Raw genomic sequence first — 17,667 nt, forward strand, 5'->3', positions numbered from 1 at the left:
AGTGTCTCTTGTGGCGCATGTTTTAGCGATGACGGGCTTCCACCATCAAGCGTTTCATCTTGCTGACTGCTGTTGGCAAGCCCCAATATAAGGCGCGTGCGATCAGGCTATGGCCAATAGTCAATTCGCTGATGGATTCGATTTCGGCGATCGCTTGCACATTGTCATAATGCAGACCATGACCGGCATTGACAGTCAGTCCCAGGCTGAAGGCGTAGTCGCAGCACGAGACAATACGTGCCAGTTCTGCCGTTCGTTCTGCTGCGCTGACAGCCATTGAGTACCGACCCGTATGCAGTTCAACTACCGGAGCACCAACTCGGGCTGCCGCTTCAATCTGTGCCTCTTCCGGGTTGATGAACAGGGCTGTCTGTATGCCAGCCTGCTGCAGGCTGCCTACGTATTCAGTCATGAATGAGAGATTGCCGACTATATCCAAGCCTCCCTCAGTACCGAGTTCTTCTCGGTTTTCAGGCACCAGAGAGACATCTCTGGGCATGACTCTCAAAGCGATTTCACGCATTTCGTCTGTTGCTTCAACCTGCAGAATCAACTTGGTCTGGCAGCTCTGTGCAAATCGTTCAACATCGTGATCCTGAATATGATGGCGATTTCTGCGCAGTTGCATGGCGATTCCGTCAGCGCCTGCCAGTTCTGCCTGCAACGCAGCATGTACCGGGTCAGGCCAGGTGGACTGGCGTGATTGCCGGACGGTAGCTACGTGATTCACATTGACGCATAGATGGATCGGTTGCTTCACGGGTAATGCTCCAAGGCGGTGTGAGACGAGCAGTCTAGCGTACTCTTGATCCGGATCAGCTGATCAGGTCATTGAGCCAGGCTCTGGGAGTGCGCCGGACAGGTGGTTCGGCTGCGAAGGCTAACTGCTGATGTAGGTAGCTGAACTGTCGAGCGGTGAGCTGGTCCTGCCAGATGGCAACTCGGTGCAGGCATGAGTCCTCGGACTGGATGACGGCAATGATGAGCCATGCACTGCGATAACCTGCCTGGACAAGCACGCCTGAGTGGCTGCTTGCAGAGTGAGTGTGTCGCATGATCCAGCCTTCGCTGAAGTGAGACAGTTGCAGCTTGCCCTTGCGGTAGTTTACGGCCAGCTGGCCGAGTAGCAATATGAGCAGCAGGGCCGCCAACAGCAGGCAGACCCAGAGTTCGAACGGCAGACAGAGCAGGGCAAGAACTGCGCTAGCACCTATGATCAGAAACAGGCAGTTTCCTATCCGCCCGTGACTACGTTCGGCTTGCCAGAGTAAAGGACATCTTGTCGAGAATGATCTGATAGCGGGCCTCCTTGGCCTTGCCACTGATAAGCTTGAACAAATCGGGATCCTGCAAGTCCTGCAGTTCCTCAAACAGCGCCTGCTCATCGGCAGACGCTGCTACGTAATGATCATCCAGATAGGCACGCATGGCCTGATCCAGCTCGCGCATACCGCGCCGGCAACGCCAGCGCAGTTTGGAGAGCTTTTCTGCCTCGACGTTCATGAACAATGCTCAGGATTCATATTGCTATGGCCATGGGTAAGGGGGCGTGTCTGGATGCAATCAACAACTACAGGCGACGCTTGACCAACATCTTCTTGGTCTCGGCGATAGCCTTGGCAGGGTTCAGGCCTTTTGGGCAAACCTGCGCGCAGTTCATGATGGTATGGCAGCGATAGAGCTTGAACGGATCTTCCAGATCATCCAGGCGCTCGCCTGTTGCATCATCTCGACTATCAACCAGCCAGCGGTAGGATGCCAGCAGAGCTGCAGGGCCCAGATAACGTTCCGGGTTCCACCAATAACTAGGGCAACTGGTAGAGCAGCAGGCACACAGAATACATTCGTAGGCACCGTCGATCATTTCGCGATCTTCAGGTGATTGCAGACGCTCTCGGTCAGGTGGCGCAGGTGTATCTGATTTGAGCCACGGTTCGATCGAGGCGTACTGTGCGTAGAAGTTAGTCAGATCTGATACCAGATCCTTGATGATAGGCTGGTGCGGCAATGGGTAGATAGTGATATCACCCTGGATATCCGCGATTGCCGTGGTGCAGGCAAGGCCGTTAGTGCCATCGATATTCATGGCACAGGAACCACAGATGCCTTCCCGGCAGGAGCGCCGGAAAGTCAGAGTGGAGTCCAGTTCACTCTTGATCTTGATGATGGCGTCGAGCACCATCGGACCGCATGAGTCCATGTCGACATCAAATGAATCGACACGTGGGTTTTCACCACTGTCTGGGTCGTAGCGATATACCTTGAAGCGTCGAGTGTTGGTGACACCGGCAGGTGCAGCGAACTGCTTGCCGTTCATCTTGACGATCGAGTTGGTCGGTAGCTTGAATTCTGCCATGGGAAATTTCCGTAGTGTTCTGGATGGACGCTCTGCGGATCAATACACGCGTGGCTTGGGCGGTACGACTTCGCACTCGTCCGACAGTGTGTACATATGAACCGGGCGGTAATCGATGGTGACGTTGGCACGTTCGTCAGTCCATGCCAGTGTGTGCTTCATCCATTCTTCGTCGTTGCGATCCGGGTAATCATCACGAGCCTGAGCTCCACGACTCTCCGGACGGTTGTGTGCGCCATGGATGATGGTCTGGGCCTGCATCAACAGATTTTCCAGCTCCAGCGTCTCGACCAGGTCGGTGTTCCAGATCAGGTTCTTGTCATCGACCCTTACATCGTCGAATGAATCAACGATGACGCGCATCTTGTCGATGCCTTCTGCAAGGCTGTCCCCAGTACGGAATACCGCGGCATGCTTTTGCATGGTGCGTTGCATGTTGTCACGGATATCAGCAGTACCCGTGCTACCTTTATTGAAGCGAATACCGTCAAGATGACCGAGGATCGGATCCATGGCATTGTCTTTCAAAGGCTTGTGCGGAGCACCGGGCTTGACCAGCTCTGCGGCACGAATGGCAGCAGCACGCCCAAAGACGACGATGTCGAGCAGGGAGTTACTGCCCAGGCGATTGGCGCCGTGAACCGACACACAAGCAGCTTCACCGATGGCCATCAGACCAGGAACGATCGAGTCAGGATCACCATCTTTCAAGGTGACGACTTCACCGTGATAGTTGGTTGGAATACCGCCCATGTTGTAGTGAACGGTAGGTATGACCGGAATCGGGTTTTTTGTGACATCGACATCAGCAAAGATTCGGGCTGATTCTGAAATGCCCGGCAAACGCTTTTCAATGACTTCACTGCCCAGATGCTGCAGGTTCAGGAAGATATGATCGTTGTCCGGACCTACCCCACGACCCGCATTGATTTCCATGGTCATGGAACGACTGACGACATCTCGTGAAGCCAGATCCTTTGCGTTGGGTGCATAACGCTCCATGAAACGTTCGCCTTCGCTGTTGGTCAGGTAGCCACCTTCACCACGTACGCCTTCAGTGATCAGTACGCCTGCACCGTAGATGCCGGTGGGGTGGAACTGGACGAATTCCATGTCTTGCAGTGGCAAGCCCGCACGCAGAGCCATGGCATTGCCATCACCGGTACACGTATGAGCCGAGGTAGCAGAGAAGAAGGTACGACCGCAACCACCGGTAGCCAGAACAACCTGGTGAGCGCGGAAACGATGCAGTTCGCCAGTGGCCAGATCCAGAGAGACGACACCACGGCAGACACCGTCATCCATGATGAGGTCGGTGGCAAAATGCTCGATGTAGAACTCGGCGCCGTGTTTCAGAGACTGCTGATACAGGGTGTGCAGAATCGCATGGCCGGTTCGGTCAGCCGCTGCACAGGTGCGTTGCGCGGGGGGGCCTTCGCCAAATTTGGTGGTCATGCCGCCAAAGGGGCGTTGATAGATCTTGCCTTCTTCGGTTCGAGAGAAAGGCACACCGAAATGCTCCAGTTCGACGACAGCAGGGACTGCCTCGCGACACATGTACTCGATAGCATCCTGGTCGCCCAACCAGTCAGAGCCCTTGATGGTGTCGTACATATGCCACGTCCAGTGGTCTTCGCCCATGTTACCCAGTGAGGCACTCATGCCGCCTTGAGCGGCAACAGTGTGCGAGCGGGTCGGGAATACCTTGGTGACACAGGCTGTGGAAAGGCCTTGAGCAGCCATGCCCAGTGTGGCTCGGAGGCCTGCGCCGCCAGCACCCACGACAATAACGTCGTAGGTATGATCGATGATTTTGTATGCGTTGGTCATAGTTGCTTGTCAGTGAATACCAGTCAAGAGGCCAATGCGATACGCAGGACCGAGAAGACACCGGTAACCCCAAGGGCTGCCGCTGCGAAGTTCACACCGATAATGGCGACGGTGCGTGGCCCATGCGAGCCGATGTAGTCTTCAATAACGACTTGAAGACCCAGGCGAGCGTGATAAAAGCCTGCAATCATGAACAAAATCATGACAATGCTGTTGAACGGTTGTGAGAGCCATTCGCGGATGGCGATGTAATCCATGCTGGACAGAGCTGCCACTGAAAAACCCAGCCACAGTACCAATGGAATCAGTGCAATGCCCGTCAGGCGTTGCATCCAGAAATGACCGGTTCCTTCTTTGGCTGATCCCAGACCCTTGACGCGGGATAACGGAGTTCTGAAGTTGCTCATGCTGCTAGTGCCACCATCCAGGTTATAACTGAAAGTACGCCTGCGACTGCCATGCATGCGATGCCGGACTTTCTTGCTGTTTCCAGCTCGAAGCCGTGACCGACGTCCCAGAAAAGGTGTCGTATGCCATTGGCCATATGGTAGTAGAGGCTCAATGTGAAGCCGAACATCGCAAGCTTGCCGAACCAGGAGTTGGCTATCCCGGACATGAATTCGTAATTTTCAGGAGTACCTGCAGCGCTGGCGATGAGTAAAACCAGTAAGGCAATGGCTACGCTGTTGATTATTCCCGCCGCACGGTGCGCAACGGAAAGGTAGGCGGTGAGTGGCAGTTTGTAGTGCTGAAGGTGGGGAGAAAGCGGTCGGGTGTCGTTCCAGGCCATGATGAGGTTCCAGTTTGTTGCTCGGCGGCAGTAAATCGCGTAAGAAAGTGTTATTTTCGCTTTTGAATGCAGAACGTCCGGTCAGTACTAAAAATCGGTGCAACGACCTTTCTTTTCCCAATCTCCATAGCGGGTAGGCTCGAGTCCGGCTTGACCGCCATGCTCTACAGGACGTTCGTCTGACAGGTCGTGTTCGGGTGCGACAGCATTCTGGGCGACATGCTGATGTTCTTTCGGAGAGACAGGGTCCGTCTGGGTACTGTCATTGCCCGCGATAGCCACAGAAGTGGCGTTTTCAGGGGCTGAACGGTTATTTCCAGATGTTGTCATATAGTGCTCTGCATTAGGAAAACGTTAGTTGCGTAGCAATTGCCACAATAATAACAAGGGATTATGGCTCATTTCACTCTAATACGAGAAATGTGTCGTAATTTCTGTGACTTCAAGGATCAGGAATTGTTCACATGAGTAATCAATGGGCGGAAGCACTGCAGGCAAATGGCCTGTCTGACAAGGTCTGCGACCAAGCTGTAACACCGGTCGTGGCGAATGATTTGGCCGATAAATCGCAGTTGGTGGATCTGACATCACTGAGTATCATCGACTTTACCGGTACTGATGCTGCCGCATTTCTGCAGGGGCAGTTCTGCAATGATCTAACCAAGGTCTCTGTTACCAGGGCGCAAATAACCGGTTACTGCACCCCTAAAGGCCGGCTGCTTGCTCTGCCTGTCATTGTTGGCATCGCCGATGGGTATCGTTTGCTGGTACCGGCATCCATTAAGGATGGATTCCTCAAACGACTGACAATGTTTATCATGCGCTCCAAAGTCGTGGTCACAGAGCGCACTGACTGGGCTTGCCTGGGACTGATCTCCGATGCCGCAGGGCACACAGGAGAGGCGGGACAGCAGCTGGGTGCCTTGCCACCTTCTGCCATGGATGTGGCTACCAGTGAGGCGCAGCAGCTGATCTGCTGGCCGTCGGGTAGCGATTCACCGTCGGCGGTACGTTACCTGGTCATGGCCAGCATCAATGATCAGATTGCACTGTGCAAAAACTCTGGCATAGCGTTGCAGGCCAGCAATGCTGTGTGGCGTCTGGCTGATATTGGCGCTGGAATGCCAAGCGTGACGACGGCAACGCAGGAATCATTTGTGCCGCAAATGATGAATCTGCAGCTGATCGATGGGTTGAGTTTTACCAAAGGTTGTTATCCGGGCCAGGAAATTGTGGCGCGTATGCAGTACTTGGGAAAGCTGAAGCGGCACATGCGCCGGTTCAGCGTATCCCCGGACGCCTCCGGCAAAGTGGCAGTGCCGCTGGCGGGTGCCTCGTTGCAGGCGGGTGAGGATGTTGATGCAGGCGTTGTGATCGATGCGGTTCTGGCAGCTGATGGGCGGGCGCAACTGCTGGCGGTAATCAAGGTTTCCGCAGCGGCTACTGCTTTCAGTATCGACGGACAGCCATTGCAGCCGCTGGAACTGCCTTATGAGCTTCCTTCTCAGCAGGCCGAAGCAGCCACAGGGGCGGGTTGACACCATGCCACTGATATATCGGGCCGCCAGTCTGGTTGAGGCGCAGCTGGTGGTTGACGAGCTGAAAGCGGGTGGCATGCAGGCGCATGTGACCGGCTCCTACCTTAGTGGTGCGATCGGTGAATTGCCACCCTCAGATGTGATCGGTGTCTGGCTGGACGAGAGTCAGCATCGTGATCGTGCACGTGCGCTCATCGACGATTTTGAGGCGGCTCGCCGGCATCCGGAAAAAGACTGGTGTTGCGCAGGCTGTCAGGAATGGGTGGGCGGCGCGTTTGGAGCGTGCTGGCAATGTGGCCAGGCACGCCCTGTCGATTAAGGCGGTCGTGAACTGATTATTTCACGACCTATGACCCGCGAAATCAGATCGCAGGGTCAGGGGTTACATCAATGCAGCAAGGCAAACAATTTGCGGCGGTACTGGCCGACCAGAGGGTCATCACCGAGAACATTGAATAACGCCAGAAGCTTTTCTCGTGGTGCACCTTCATTGTAGCCAGGCTCGGTCTGCACCAGCTTGAGCAGGTGATCCATTGCCGCTTGAATATTACCTGCCAGCGCCAGAGCAATGGCCAGCTTGTAGCGGTTCTCGCTGCTCGATGGGTCTTTTTCCAGTTCGGCCTCCAGTGTTTGTGGGCTGATGCTGGCATCACTTTCCTTTGCCAGTTCCAGAATGCCAGCCAGTCGCAAGCCCTGAGCACCGGTACGATCCGACTCTGGTAGAGCATTCAGGCAGCTCTCTGCGGTTTCCAGATCACCCATGCTGATGCAAACCTGACCCAGTGAGAGCAGAACTTCAACATTCTCCGGGTCTTCGGCTTGTGCCTGTTGTAGCAAGGTACGAGCTTCTTCGGCCTGGCCTTGTTCGAACAGGTTCATGGCAATACTGACCTGGCTGTCGTCGGTATCTTCTTCGGTTTCTTCAGGGGTTGCAGGCAGTGCCGGGCCAATATTGGCCTCGATGAAAGCACGTACTTCGCTTTCTGGCAGGGCGCCCATGAACTCGTTGACGAGTTGTCGATCTTTGAACAGTTTGACCGTTGGCAGGCTGCGGATGCCCAGTTGCTGGGCAATGCCGGGGTTGGCCTCGGTGTCCAGCTTGGCCAGAATAAAGGCTCCGTTGTACTCGATTGCCAGTTTTTCGAGTATCGGCATCAGTGATTTGCAAGGGGCGCACCAGTCAGCCCAGAAATCGACCAATACCGGTGTGGTGTCGGATCCCTCAACCACAACCTGCATGAAATTCTGTTCGTCCAGTTGGACGATATGGGGAGAGTCGGCCATGTGTTTTTGTTGTCAGCTCGTAATTGAATGATGCAAGTGTGTCGTCTTGCTCGCCTTAATTCAAGGTAGGCGAGCATCTGATACGAGCAGGCAAGAGGGTAAGGCCGCACGCAACGCTGCCCACACAGGGCAATGGCATACGCTACACTTCAGGCTTAAGTGCTCGTGAGACGATAATTTATCAGTTTCAGTCGCTCTTTGCCCTGCCGACAATCAACAGTTAACAGAAGCCCTCAATCGTGAGTGATCAATACAACGCCTCCTCGATCGAGGTGCTCAGTGGTCTGGACCCGGTACGCAAGCGTCCCGGCATGTATACCGATACGCAGCGTCCGAACCATCTGGCGCAGGAAGTTATCGACAACAGTGTGGACGAGGCGCTTGCCGGTCATGCCTCCGACATCCGTGTCACTCTGTTCAAGGATGGCTCGCTGGAAGTGATTGATGACGGGCGCGGTATGCCTGTCGATATGCACCCCAAGCTGAAGAAGCCCGGTGTCGAGGTCATTCTGACCACGCTGCACGCTGGCGGTAAGTTCTCCAACGACAATTACCGTTTCTCTGGCGGATTGCACGGGGTGGGTGTTTCGGTAGTCAATGCCTTGTCGAAAAAGCTGGAAATTTCCATACGCCGTAACGGCAAGGAATACCTGGCAACGTTCAAAGGTGGCGAGGTCAATGACAAGCTGAAGCCTGTGGGCACGGTAGGGCAACGCAATACCGGTACCCGCATTCGCTTCTGGCCAGACAAGAAATACTTTGATACCGACAAGATGTCGCTGACTCGCCTGCGGCATCTGCTGCGTGCCAAGGCGGTTTTGTGTCCGCGCTTGCGCGTACGTTTGCTGGATGAGGCCAGTGGCGAGAAAGATGAATGGTTCTATGAAGATGGGCTGGTCGATTACCTGACAAGCGCCGTCGAAGGTTTTGATCGCCTGCCAGAGCAGCCGTTGTCCGCGAGTATGAGCTCCAGTACCGAAATGGCTGACTGGGCCGTTGTCTGGTTGCCAGAGGGTGGCGATGGTGTGCACGAGAGTTATGTAAACCTGGTGCCTACGGCGCAGGGCGGCACTCATGTCAATGGTCTGCGCACGGGCCTTACCGATGCGATCCGGGAGTTTGCGGATATTCGTAACCTGTTGCCACGGGGGGTGAAAATCGCCCCTGAGGATGTCTGGGACAAGGTCAACTATGTCTTGTCTGTCAAGCTGGAAGACCCGCAGTTCTCAGGCCAGACCAAGGAGCGGTTGTCTTCGCGTGAGTGTGTCGTGTTCATAGCCGGTGTGGTCAAGGATCATACGGCTCAGTGGTTGAACCAGCACTCCGAGACGGGAGACCAGATCGCGCAACTGGCGATTGCCAGCGCTCAGGCACGAGCACGTTCAGGCAAGAAAGTGGTGCGCAAGAAGCTGACTAGTGGGCCGGCTCTGCCTGGTAAGCTGGCAGATTGTTCGTCAACCGATCTGAGCCGGACCGAGCTGTTTCTGGTCGAAGGCGATTCTGCCGGTGGCTCGGCCAAGCAGGCACGGGACCGGACCTTTCAGGCCATCATGCCGCTGCGCGGAAAAATTCTGAACACCTGGGAAGCTGATAACGATCAGATTCTGGCTTCGCAGGAGGTGCACGACATCTCTGTGGCGATCGGAATGGATCCCGGCTCGCAGGATCTGAGCAAGCTGCGTTACGGTAAAATCTGTATTCTGGCCGACGCAGATTCGGATGGGGCGCATATTGCCACGTTGCTATGTGCGCTTTTTGTTCGTCATTTTCGCGAACTGGTGCAGCAAGGGCATGTTTATGTGGCCATGCCGCCGCTGTTTCGCATTGATGTCGGCAAAGCGGTGTTCTACGCGGTGGATGAGGATGAGCGAATTGGCATCATGTCTCGCATCGAGGCTGAAAAACTGAAAGGCAAGGTCAGTATTACTCGCTTCAAGGGCCTGGGTGAGATGAACCCCTTACAGTTACGTGAAACGTCGGTTGCCCCTGATACCCGCCGACTGATACGACTGACCATTCAGGACGGTGACGATACCAACAAGACCATGGACATGATGTTGGCCAAAAAGCGTGCCCCGGATCGTAAGCGCTGGCTGGAAAGCAAGGGTGATCTGGCGGACGTGCAGCTGTGAGTGTTCCGGATATCAGTCCCACATCGCCTGACTATCTATTTGATTCTGTGCCTGCGCCTGCGGAGATTCGATCAGTTTGCGAGGGTATTCAGTGGATACGACTGCCACTGCCTTTTGCGCTGGATCATGTCAATTGCTGGTTGCTGGGTGAACCAGGTGAGCAGGTGCTGGTGGATACGGGGGTGGCGACATCAAAAAGCCGGGCCTTGTGGCAGCAACACTGGGGCGCCAAGGGTGCTGATGGATTGGCGAGCGTGCCGGAAAAGTTGCTTGTTACGCACTTTCACCCGGATCATGCGGGGCTGGCAGGCTGGTTTGGTGAAGCGGGGTCACAGTTGTATGGCAGTGCCGTGGAGATTGCCCTTTCACGCTCAATCTGGTCAAGGGACGATAGCGAGTATGCTCAGGAATATGCTCGCTGGTATGCCGAGAACGGAATACCGGAGGAGGCCATCTCACAGGTGTTGCAAAAGCCGAACAGCTATCGCCTGATTGTCAGCGAACCGCCAGCCGCAGAGCTCTGGACATGCCTTGAGGCGGGCCAGGTCGTGGAACTGGGTGGGGCGCAGTATCGCGTACTGGTTGGACGGGGGCATGCTCCTGATATGCTGATGCTGTATCGCGAATCGGATCATGTGCTGATTGCAGCTGATCAGATTCTGCCGCGCATTTCGCCTAATGTCAGTGTCTCGACGGTGTTGGCAGATCAGAACCCCTTACAGAGTTTTCTGGATACTCTCGACGAGCTGAAGGTGCTGCCTGAAGATACGTTGGTGTTGCCTTCGCACGGCATTCCTTTCAGAGGTTTGCACGCTCGCATAGGCGCATTGCAAGCACATCACGAGGACCGGCTGGCGGAGGTTTACCAGGCTTGTCGGCAGCCCGCCTCGGCGTATGACATGTTCAGTGTGTTGTTTGCGCGCAAGCTGGATGCTCAGCAGATGTCGTTTGCATTGGGCGAGAGCCTTGCTCATTTGCATTTTCTGGAACATCAGGGGTCTTTGACCAGGCAGAGCTGCGATGGTGTCGACCAATTTGTCCAGGTTGAGCAGGAAACGAAGCTAGACAAGTAGGGTTCAAAGCCCTTATAATTAGAGAAATTTGGTGACGGGGAAAACTGGCTAATCAAGCAGTTTTCCCCGTTTTTGTGTGTGCAACGCTGGAACCCTCAACGCCGTGTCCCGACCTGCCATCCTAGTACTCGCCGACGGCACCTGTTTTGATGGAATTGCCATCGGTATCGATGGGCTGTCAGTAGGTGAAGTCGTATTCAATACAGCTATGACCGGTTATCAGGAAATCCTGACAGACCCGTCATATGCCCAGCAGATTGTCACGCTGACCTATCCCCATATTGGCAATACCGGCGCCAATACGGAGGATATGGAATCTGACTCTGTTCACTGCAAGGGGCTGGTTATTCGTGATTTGCCGCGATTGCACAGCAACTTCAGAGCAGAACAAAGTCTGGAAGCTTTTCTGGAGCAGCACAAGGTCGTCGCTATCAGCGACATCGACACACGTGCACTGACGCGTCATCTTCGCGACAAGGGGGCTCAGAATGGCTGCATCCTCGCCGGTGATCATCTGGCTTCCGAGCAAGGCCGCGCTGCAGGTATCGCAGCGGCACGCGAGGCAGCAACGGGCTTTCCCGGATTGGCGGGCATGGATCTGGCCAAAGAGGTGACCTGTGACGCTCCTTACGAGTGGACGAAAGGCACCTGGTCGCTCGATCCTTCGACTCATACACCGCCTGTCAGTTTGCCTGGCCGGCATATTGTTGCCATGGACTTTGGCGTCAAGCAGAATATTCTTCGTCTGTTCATTGATCGCGGTTGCACAGTCACCGTGGTACCTGCGACCTGGACGGCGCAGCAGATTCGCGAACTGAAGCCAGATGGGTTGTTTCTATCCAATGGTCCGGGTGATCCAGAACCTTGTGATTACGCGATTCAGACCATTACCGAACTGCTGGCAGAACGCTTGCCTACGTTCGGTATCTGTCTGGGGCATCAGCTATTGGCTTTGGCCTCCGGTGCGCGATCGGTCAAGATGAAGTTCGGTCATCACGGTGCCAACCATCCGGTTCTTGATATTGCCACCGGGCGAGTCATGATCAGCAGTCAGAATCACGGATTTGCCGTCGATGCCGACTCTCTCGACAATACTCTGGCCATTACACATACTTCACTTTTCGATAATTCGTTGCAAGGTATCCGCAGACTGGACGTACCCGCATTGGGATTTCAGGGGCATCCCGAAGCGAGCCCCGGTCCGCATGATGTGGTCGAACTCTTCGACGATTTCCTGAAGCTGCTACCTGCCGCATAACGCGCAACCTCGACTGACGGTCTCAAGTTAACCATGCCAAAACGCACGGACATCAAAAGCGTCCTGATCATCGGTGCCGGTCCCATTGTTATTGGGCAGGCGTGCGAATTCGACTATTCTGGCGCGCAAGCATGCAAGGCGCTGCGCGAAGAAGGTTACCGGGTCATCCTGGTGAATTCCAATCCGGCTACGATCATGACGGATCCATCGATGGCGGATGCCATCTATATCGAACCTATCGACTGGCGTGTTGTACGCACCATTATCGAGAAGGAAAAGCCCGATGCACTGCTACCCACCATGGGAGGGCAGACAGCTCTGAACTGTGCGCTTGATCTGGATCGTGAAGGCGTCCTGAAAGAGCATGGAGTCGAGATGATCGGTGCTCGTCCCGAGGCCATCGACATGGCTGAAGATCGAGACAAATTTCGCATGGCGATGGCAGAAATTGGCTTGGATACGCCCAAGGCTGCGATTGCTCACACGCTTGAAGAAGCTTGGGCAGGACAGGCAGATATCGGTTTTCCCTGCATTATTCGCCCATCATTCACCATGGGTGGCAGCGGCGGCGGTATTGCCTACAACCGTGAAGAATTTGAAGAGATCATCACGCGTGGGCTGGATTTGTCTCGCACCACGGAAGTGTTGTTGGAAGAGTCCGTTCTTGGCTGGAAGGAATACGAGATGGAAGTGGTTCGCGATAACGCGGACAACGTCATTATTGTCTGCGCGATCGAAAACCTTGATCCAATGGGAATTCATACCGGTGATTCAATCACGGTAGCACCTGCCCAGACACTGACGGACAAGGAATACCAGATCATGCGTGACGCCTCCTGTGCGGTGCTGCGCAAGATTGGCGTTGACACGGGCGGTTCGAACGTACAGTTCGCAATCAATCCGGAAAACGGTGCCATGATCATCATCGAGATGAATCCAAGGGTGTCCCGTTCATCAGCGCTGGCATCGAAAGCGACCGGTTTTCCCATTGCACGCGTTGCTGCCAAGCTGGCTGTTGGTTACACACTCAACGAGCTGAGAAACGAGATAACAGGTGGTGCTACGCCGGCCTCGTTCGAGCCCAGCATCGATTACGTTGTTACCAAGATTCCACGCTTCACATTCGAAAAATTTCCGACCGCTGATAATCGACTGACCACGCAGATGAAATCTGTGGGTGAGGTCATGGCGATCGGGCGTACCTTCAAAGAGTCATTCCAGAAAGCCTTGCGCGGTCTGGAGATCGATGTCTATGGCCTGGATGAAGTGTTGCCATCGGACATGCCGGCGACTGAACGCTCTGCCATTATTGATGCTGAAATGCGGCAGACTCGTGAGCGACGCATCTGGTTTGTTGCAGAAGCATTTCGTGATGGGCTGTCGATAGACGATGTTTTCGATGCCACGGCAATTGATCGCTGGTTCCTTTGCCAGATCAAGGAAATTGTCGATGATGAATTGGAGCTGCGAGGCAAGGCTCTGGAGTCTGTGGACGCAGCCGGCATGCGCAAGCTCAAGCGTGATGGTTTCAGCGATGCTCGTCTTGCGCAGTTGCTGAATGTGACAGAGCTGGAGTTTCGTACGCGACGTAAATCACTGGATGTCCATCCTGTTTACAAGCGAGTGGATTCCTGTGCGGCTGAGTTTTCCAGCAATACGGCCTATATGTATTCCTCGTACGAGCAGTTCTGCGAGTCTGATCCTTCTGACAAGAAGAAGATCATGGTGCTGGGCGGCGGGCCGAACCGAATCGGGCAGGGCATTGAATTCGATTATTGCTGTGTGCATGCGGCACTGGCGCTGCGCGATGATGGCTATGAAACCATCATGGTCAACTGCAACCCCGAGACTGTTTCGACCGACTTCGATACCTCTGATCGTCTGTATTTCGAGCCGTTGACACTAGAAGACGTGCTGGCTGTGATCGATGTGGAAAAACCGGTTGGAGTCATTGTGCAATACGGCGGACAGACTCCATTGAAACTGGCTCGTGACCTGCTTGCTGCGGGCGCACCCATTATTGGTACCTCCCCGGATTCCATTGATCTGGCGGAAGACCGTGAACGTTTCCAGCAACTGATCGAGGAGCTGGGTCTGAAGCAACCGCCAAATCGTACGGCACGTACCCCGGAAGATGCTTTGCGTCTGGCCGAAGAAATCGGTTACCCCCTGGTGGTGCGACCCAGCTATGTGTTGGGTGGGCGAGCCATGGAAATCGTGCAGGAACCCAGCGACCTTTCCCGCTATATGACAGAAGCGGTGAATGTGTCCAATGACTCTCCGGTGTTGCTGGATCGATTTCTGAATGATGCTGTTGAAGTGGACGTGGATGCCATCTGTGATGGAAAAGACGTCGTCATTGGCGGCATCATGGAGCACATTGAAGAGGCGGGTATTCACTCCGGTGACTCAGCGTGCTCACTACCACCATTCACTCTGACCGAAGAACGTTGCGCGGAGCTATCAGAGCAGGTCACAAAAATGGCCAAGGCGCTTGGCGTTATCGGTCTCATGAACACGCAGTTTGCGATTCAGGGAGAGACTATCTACGTACTGGAAGTCAATCCTCGTGCTTCACGTACTGTGCCGTTTGTTTCCAAGGCGACAGGTGTGCCATTGGCCAAGGTGGCTGCGCGCTGCATGGCGGGTCAATCGCTGGCTTCGCAAGGTATGCTGACACTGCCAACTCCGAGTCATTTCAGTGTCAAGGAGTCTGTATTCCCGTTTGCAAAATTTCCTGGGGTTGACACTCTGTTAGGGCCGGAAATGAAGTCCACGGGTGAAGTCATGGGCTCTGGGCGCACCTTTGGTGAAGCATTCTATAAAGCATCACTGGGGGCATCATCCGAGTTGCCAGAGTCAGGCGTGGCGTTCATCAGTGTGCGTGATCAGGACAAGTCTGGTGTTGTCGATGTGGCACGTAGTCTGGTGCGGGCAGGTTTTACCATCATTGCAACAGATGGTACGCAGAGTGCCATCAGTGCAGCGGGTATCGAATGCAAACGCGTCAACAAATTGCAACAAGGTCAACCGCATATTCTTGATGAAATCAAGAATGACGCCATCAGTCTGGTCATCAATACGACTGGCGGCAAGCAGGCCATTGCTGATTCTTACTACATTCGCCAGCAAGCTTTGGGGCGCAAGGTTCCCTACACGACGACGTTGTCGGGAGCTATCGCGATCTGTGCGGCCTTATCGTACAGCGCGAGTGGACCGGTTTACCGGCTCAGTGACATACATTCGGAGTTAGCATGATCAAGGTTCCCATGACCAAGCGCGGCGAAACATTGCTGCGGGAAGAGTTGGCTGATCTGAAGGGAATTCAACGTCCACGAGTCATTCAGGCAATTGCCGAGGCGCGTGAGCACGGAGACCTGAAAGAGAATGCGGAATACCATGCCGCGCGTGATCAGCAGAGTTTTATTGAAGGTCGTGTAAAAGAGCTGGAAGCCAAGTTGTCGACGGCTCAAGTGATTGATGTCCTGCAATTGCCTAAGTCAGGCAAGGTGATTTTCGGTGCAACCGTGAAATTGCTTGATCTGGATAGTGATGAAGAAATCACCTATCAGATAGTGGGTGATGATGAGGCGGATCTGAAAGCACGTCGTATCAGTGTCGGATCACCTGTGGCCAGGGCTCTGATCGGCAAAGAAGCCGGTGATGAGGTCAGTGTGACCACGCCTAAAGGTATTCGTGAATACGAAGTTCTGGAAGTCAGCTACATCTGAATCCAGTCACAACCCGGATACGCTGTTGTCGCATGAACAAACGGTCATGCGACGCAGGCCCGCTTGTCTGGCAGACGTTTTATGGCACAATGCCGCGTGGATTTGACTGACGAACCGCAAGTACTCCGTCCGATTTCCTTCGAGTAGTCAGGTAGTGAAGTGTATTGACCTTATGACGCCCAGTTCAAAAGCCCGAGTATCTTCAAGACGCCGTTTCATGAAACAGGCAGGAATGCTTGGAGTGGCAGTCTCGTCAACGTCCCTGACCAGCACCGTGCTGGCTGCCGTGGGAGCCAAGCAGAATCTTGTGCCACCGATTGCCGTCATAGATCCCATGGCCTCACGCCGTATCCATCTGGTCAATGCGCACACCGGGGACGATCTGAATGTCGTGTATTACACGCACGGCATCTATATTGATGAAAATATAGAACAATTGAACCACCTGATGCGAGATCGTCGGGCCAACGCCACCATTGATATGGATACTGCGTTGTATGATCAATTGCTGGGCGTACAAACGATACTGGGCATCCAGAAGCCTGTGCATATATTGTCCGGCTATCGAACGGCTGAGACCAATGCAAAACTACGCCGCAGGTCCTCAGGTGTCGCCAAGTTCAGCTTGCACATGGAAGGTCGTGCAGCAGATATCTTCATCCCCAGTGTGCCCGTGGACAAGCTGCACGAAGCCGCTGTAAAAATGCAGGCGGGTGGCGTCGGTCTGTACAGCAACTCCAATTTCGTTCATTTGGACACTGGTGCCTTGCGCCATTGGGGCAGTTAAATGAGGTACAGGCAGCAAACCTGTACTGCTGACTGTGAATTGTCCCGCAGCTGAGTTCGATACAAAGTCACGCACAATCCCGACTGTCATAGTATTGGCAGTAGAACGTGAATGGTCAGAATGCTGACGTTTCACGATGACTCAAGTCGTTGGGAGAAAGCTGTGAATACCAGGAATACACCACGGACGCCGGTTCGTAATCGAATTGCAAGCCACCTCAAGCCACTAGCACTGTCCGTGCTGGCAGCATCAGCTCTGGTGGCCAGTCTGTCAGCCGAAGCCACTCAGTTCGGGGTGAGGGTGGTTAACGATTCAGGCAAGCCGGTGTCTGGCGCTTCTGTCTGCATAGGTCTGCCGGGTAACTTCAAACAATTCGGGGCACTCTTCACAGATGCCGATGGTATGGCTCGGGTTGATGTTCCCAACGTGCCTCTGGTTGTCACCATATCCAAAACACGCTTCAGCGGAATGCGTATCAGTGAGCCTGCTCGCGGTTTCAATCTGGTCAAGCAAGTGACACTCAGTGACGGAATACCAGGCCCCAGGTGTCGTGCAGGTAGTACCACCGCGGGTGGCCCGGCCATTGCGATCGACAGTGTCGATGTTATCGAGGTTGCAGATACGACAACACTGAATATAAGCGTATCCGGAGCACCTAGTCATTATCGGGTGGCGACTACTGATGCATTTGATGGCGCACGCTGGCAGCAATACCAGCCGTCAGTTGAATTGCCTCTTTCGCTGGCAGAGCAAGGCCAGATATTCCTGCAGCTGCGTCGTTACGAAGAGGTATCAAAGGCCTGGCTCGAAGCTCGCTCTACGGTTGTCGAGGTGCGTCTGCCCATCGCAGCGCGCTGATCAAGGGCATATAGAGCTTTGAGAGGGAAA

The 17,667-nt window shown here is 54.4% G+C and carries 18 protein-coding genes; 9 read left to right on the forward strand and 9 right to left on the reverse strand.

The window, feature by feature from the left end; all coding sequences use genetic code 11:
- Nucleotides 1-22: 22 nt before the first annotated feature.
- The 8 genes from IMCC3135_RS11245 to IMCC3135_RS11280 form a co-directional block, all read right to left on the reverse strand.
- Nucleotides 23-760 (reverse strand): pyridoxine 5'-phosphate synthase, encoded by a 738-nt coding sequence (locus IMCC3135_RS11245; protein WP_088917684.1) that lies wholly within the window; start codon nucleotides 758-760, stop codon nucleotides 23-25.
- 55 nt (nucleotides 761-815) lie between these two features.
- Nucleotides 816-1,151 carry a hypothetical protein gene (locus IMCC3135_RS11250; RefSeq protein ID WP_088917685.1) on the reverse strand — a complete coding sequence of 112 codons (336 nt, stop codon included), beginning with the start codon at nucleotides 1,149-1,151 and terminating at the stop codon, nucleotides 816-818.
- Nucleotides 1,152-1,248: 97 nt separating this feature from the next.
- Nucleotides 1,249-1,503 (reverse strand): FAD assembly factor SdhE, encoded by a 255-nt coding sequence (locus IMCC3135_RS11255; RefSeq protein ID WP_088917686.1) that lies wholly within the window; start codon nucleotides 1,501-1,503, stop codon nucleotides 1,249-1,251.
- Between the two features lie 67 nt (nucleotides 1,504-1,570).
- Complete coding sequence (locus tag IMCC3135_RS11260) at nucleotides 1,571-2,356, reverse strand: succinate dehydrogenase iron-sulfur subunit (protein ID WP_088917687.1); 786 nt, start codon at nucleotides 2,354-2,356, stop codon at nucleotides 1,571-1,573.
- 39 nt (nucleotides 2,357-2,395) lie between these two features.
- Nucleotides 2,396-4,186, reverse strand: coding sequence for a succinate dehydrogenase flavoprotein subunit (gene sdhA / locus IMCC3135_RS11265; protein WP_088917688.1), 1,791 nt, complete (start codon nucleotides 4,184-4,186; stop codon nucleotides 2,396-2,398).
- Between the two features lie 23 nt (nucleotides 4,187-4,209).
- On the reverse strand, nucleotides 4,210-4,593 hold the full coding sequence (gene sdhD / locus IMCC3135_RS11270; RefSeq protein WP_088917689.1) for a succinate dehydrogenase, hydrophobic membrane anchor protein: 384 nt from the start codon (nucleotides 4,591-4,593) through the stop codon (nucleotides 4,210-4,212).
- A complete protein-coding gene (gene sdhC / locus IMCC3135_RS11275; protein WP_088917690.1) occupies nucleotides 4,590-4,976 on the reverse strand; it encodes a succinate dehydrogenase, cytochrome b556 subunit in 387 nt (128 codons plus the stop codon). Before sdhC ends, sdhD begins: the two co-directional genes overlap by 4 nt.
- Nucleotides 4,977-5,063: 87 nt before the next feature.
- Nucleotides 5,064-5,306, reverse strand: a complete 243-nt coding sequence (locus IMCC3135_RS11280) for a DUF1674 domain-containing protein (protein WP_088917691.1) — start codon at nucleotides 5,304-5,306, stop codon at nucleotides 5,064-5,066.
- Nucleotides 5,307-5,440: 134 nt separating this feature from the next.
- Between IMCC3135_RS11280 and ygfZ the strand changes: the two genes are divergently transcribed.
- Together ygfZ and IMCC3135_RS11290 are read left to right on the forward strand one after the other, a co-directional pair.
- A complete protein-coding gene (ygfZ, locus tag IMCC3135_RS11285) occupies nucleotides 5,441-6,514 on the forward strand; it encodes a CAF17-like 4Fe-4S cluster assembly/insertion protein YgfZ (RefSeq protein WP_088917692.1) in 1,074 nt (357 codons plus the stop codon).
- A gap of 4 nt (nucleotides 6,515-6,518) precedes the next feature.
- On the forward strand, nucleotides 6,519-6,833 hold the full coding sequence (locus tag IMCC3135_RS11290) for a putative signal transducing protein (protein ID WP_157735917.1): 315 nt from the start codon (nucleotides 6,519-6,521) through the stop codon (nucleotides 6,831-6,833).
- Nucleotides 6,834-6,901: 68 nt separating this feature from the next.
- Here IMCC3135_RS11290 and IMCC3135_RS11295 read toward each other — a convergent pair whose 3' ends face one another.
- Nucleotides 6,902-7,798: a thioredoxin family protein gene (locus tag IMCC3135_RS11295; RefSeq protein ID WP_088917694.1), complete on the reverse strand. Its 897-nt coding sequence runs from the start codon at nucleotides 7,796-7,798 to the stop codon at nucleotides 6,902-6,904.
- A 239-nt stretch (nucleotides 7,799-8,037) separates the two neighbouring features.
- Between IMCC3135_RS11295 and parE the strand changes: the two genes are divergently transcribed.
- From parE to IMCC3135_RS11330, 7 genes are all read left to right on the forward strand, one after another.
- On the forward strand, nucleotides 8,038-9,930 hold the full coding sequence (gene parE, locus IMCC3135_RS11300) for a DNA topoisomerase IV subunit B (RefSeq protein WP_088917695.1): 1,893 nt from the start codon (nucleotides 8,038-8,040) through the stop codon (nucleotides 9,928-9,930).
- On the forward strand, nucleotides 9,927-11,003 hold the full coding sequence (locus IMCC3135_RS11305; RefSeq protein WP_088917696.1) for an MBL fold metallo-hydrolase: 1,077 nt from the start codon (nucleotides 9,927-9,929) through the stop codon (nucleotides 11,001-11,003). The genes parE and IMCC3135_RS11305 overlap by 4 nt, the downstream gene beginning before the upstream one ends.
- A gap of 103 nt (nucleotides 11,004-11,106) precedes the next feature.
- A complete protein-coding gene (gene carA, locus IMCC3135_RS11310; RefSeq protein WP_088917697.1) occupies nucleotides 11,107-12,261 on the forward strand; it encodes a glutamine-hydrolyzing carbamoyl-phosphate synthase small subunit in 1,155 nt (384 codons plus the stop codon).
- 33 nt (nucleotides 12,262-12,294) lie between these two features.
- Nucleotides 12,295-15,519, forward strand: a complete 3,225-nt coding sequence (gene carB / locus IMCC3135_RS11315; protein ID WP_088917698.1) for a carbamoyl-phosphate synthase large subunit — start codon at nucleotides 12,295-12,297, stop codon at nucleotides 15,517-15,519.
- A complete protein-coding gene (gene greA / locus IMCC3135_RS11320; RefSeq protein ID WP_088917699.1) occupies nucleotides 15,516-15,992 on the forward strand; it encodes a transcription elongation factor GreA in 477 nt (158 codons plus the stop codon). The genes carB and greA overlap by 4 nt, the downstream gene beginning before the upstream one ends.
- Nucleotides 15,993-16,209: 217 nt before the next feature.
- Complete coding sequence (gene mepK / locus IMCC3135_RS11325; RefSeq protein WP_157735918.1) at nucleotides 16,210-16,779, forward strand: peptidoglycan L,D-endopeptidase MepK; 570 nt, start codon at nucleotides 16,210-16,212, stop codon at nucleotides 16,777-16,779.
- A gap of 162 nt (nucleotides 16,780-16,941) precedes the next feature.
- Nucleotides 16,942-17,637: a hypothetical protein gene (locus tag IMCC3135_RS11330; protein ID WP_157735919.1), complete on the forward strand. Its 696-nt coding sequence runs from the start codon at nucleotides 16,942-16,944 to the stop codon at nucleotides 17,635-17,637.
- Nucleotides 17,638-17,667 lie beyond the last annotated feature (30 nt).

This window comes from Granulosicoccus antarcticus IMCC3135 (genome assembly GCF_002215215.1).
Classification (GTDB): Bacteria; Pseudomonadota; Gammaproteobacteria; order Granulosicoccales; family Granulosicoccaceae; genus Granulosicoccus; species Granulosicoccus antarcticus.

Bases quoted from the DNA above. Each gene is read 5' to 3' on its own strand.
- IMCC3135_RS11295 (WP_088917694.1), bottom strand. From the start codon at position 7,798: ATGGCCGACTCTCCCCATATCGTCCAACTGGACGAACAGAATTTCATG.
- IMCC3135_RS11280 (WP_088917691.1), bottom strand. From the start codon at position 5,306: ATGACAACATCTGGAAATAACCGTTCAGCCCCTGAAAACGCCACTTCT.
- sdhD (WP_088917689.1), bottom strand. From the start codon at position 4,593: ATGAGCAACTTCAGAACTCCGTTATCCCGCGTCAAGGGTCTGGGATCA.
- carB (WP_088917698.1), top strand. From the start codon at position 12,295: ATGCCAAAACGCACGGACATCAAAAGCGTCCTGATCATCGGTGCCGGT.
- IMCC3135_RS11255 (WP_088917686.1), bottom strand. From the start codon at position 1,503: ATGAACGTCGAGGCAGAAAAGCTCTCCAAACTGCGCTGGCGTTGCCGG.
- sdhA (WP_088917688.1), bottom strand. From the start codon at position 4,186: ATGACCAACGCATACAAAATCATCGATCATACCTACGACGTTATTGTC.
- sdhC (WP_088917690.1), bottom strand. From the start codon at position 4,976: ATGGCCTGGAACGACACCCGACCGCTTTCTCCCCACCTTCAGCACTAC.
- IMCC3135_RS11260 (WP_088917687.1), bottom strand. From the start codon at position 2,356: ATGGCAGAATTCAAGCTACCGACCAACTCGATCGTCAAGATGAACGGC.
- ygfZ (WP_088917692.1), top strand. From the start codon at position 5,441: ATGAGTAATCAATGGGCGGAAGCACTGCAGGCAAATGGCCTGTCTGAC.
- IMCC3135_RS11290 (WP_157735917.1), top strand. From the start codon at position 6,519: ATGCCACTGATATATCGGGCCGCCAGTCTGGTTGAGGCGCAGCTGGTG.
- greA (WP_088917699.1), top strand. From the start codon at position 15,516: ATGATCAAGGTTCCCATGACCAAGCGCGGCGAAACATTGCTGCGGGAA.
- mepK (WP_157735918.1), top strand. From the start codon at position 16,210: ATGAAACAGGCAGGAATGCTTGGAGTGGCAGTCTCGTCAACGTCCCTG.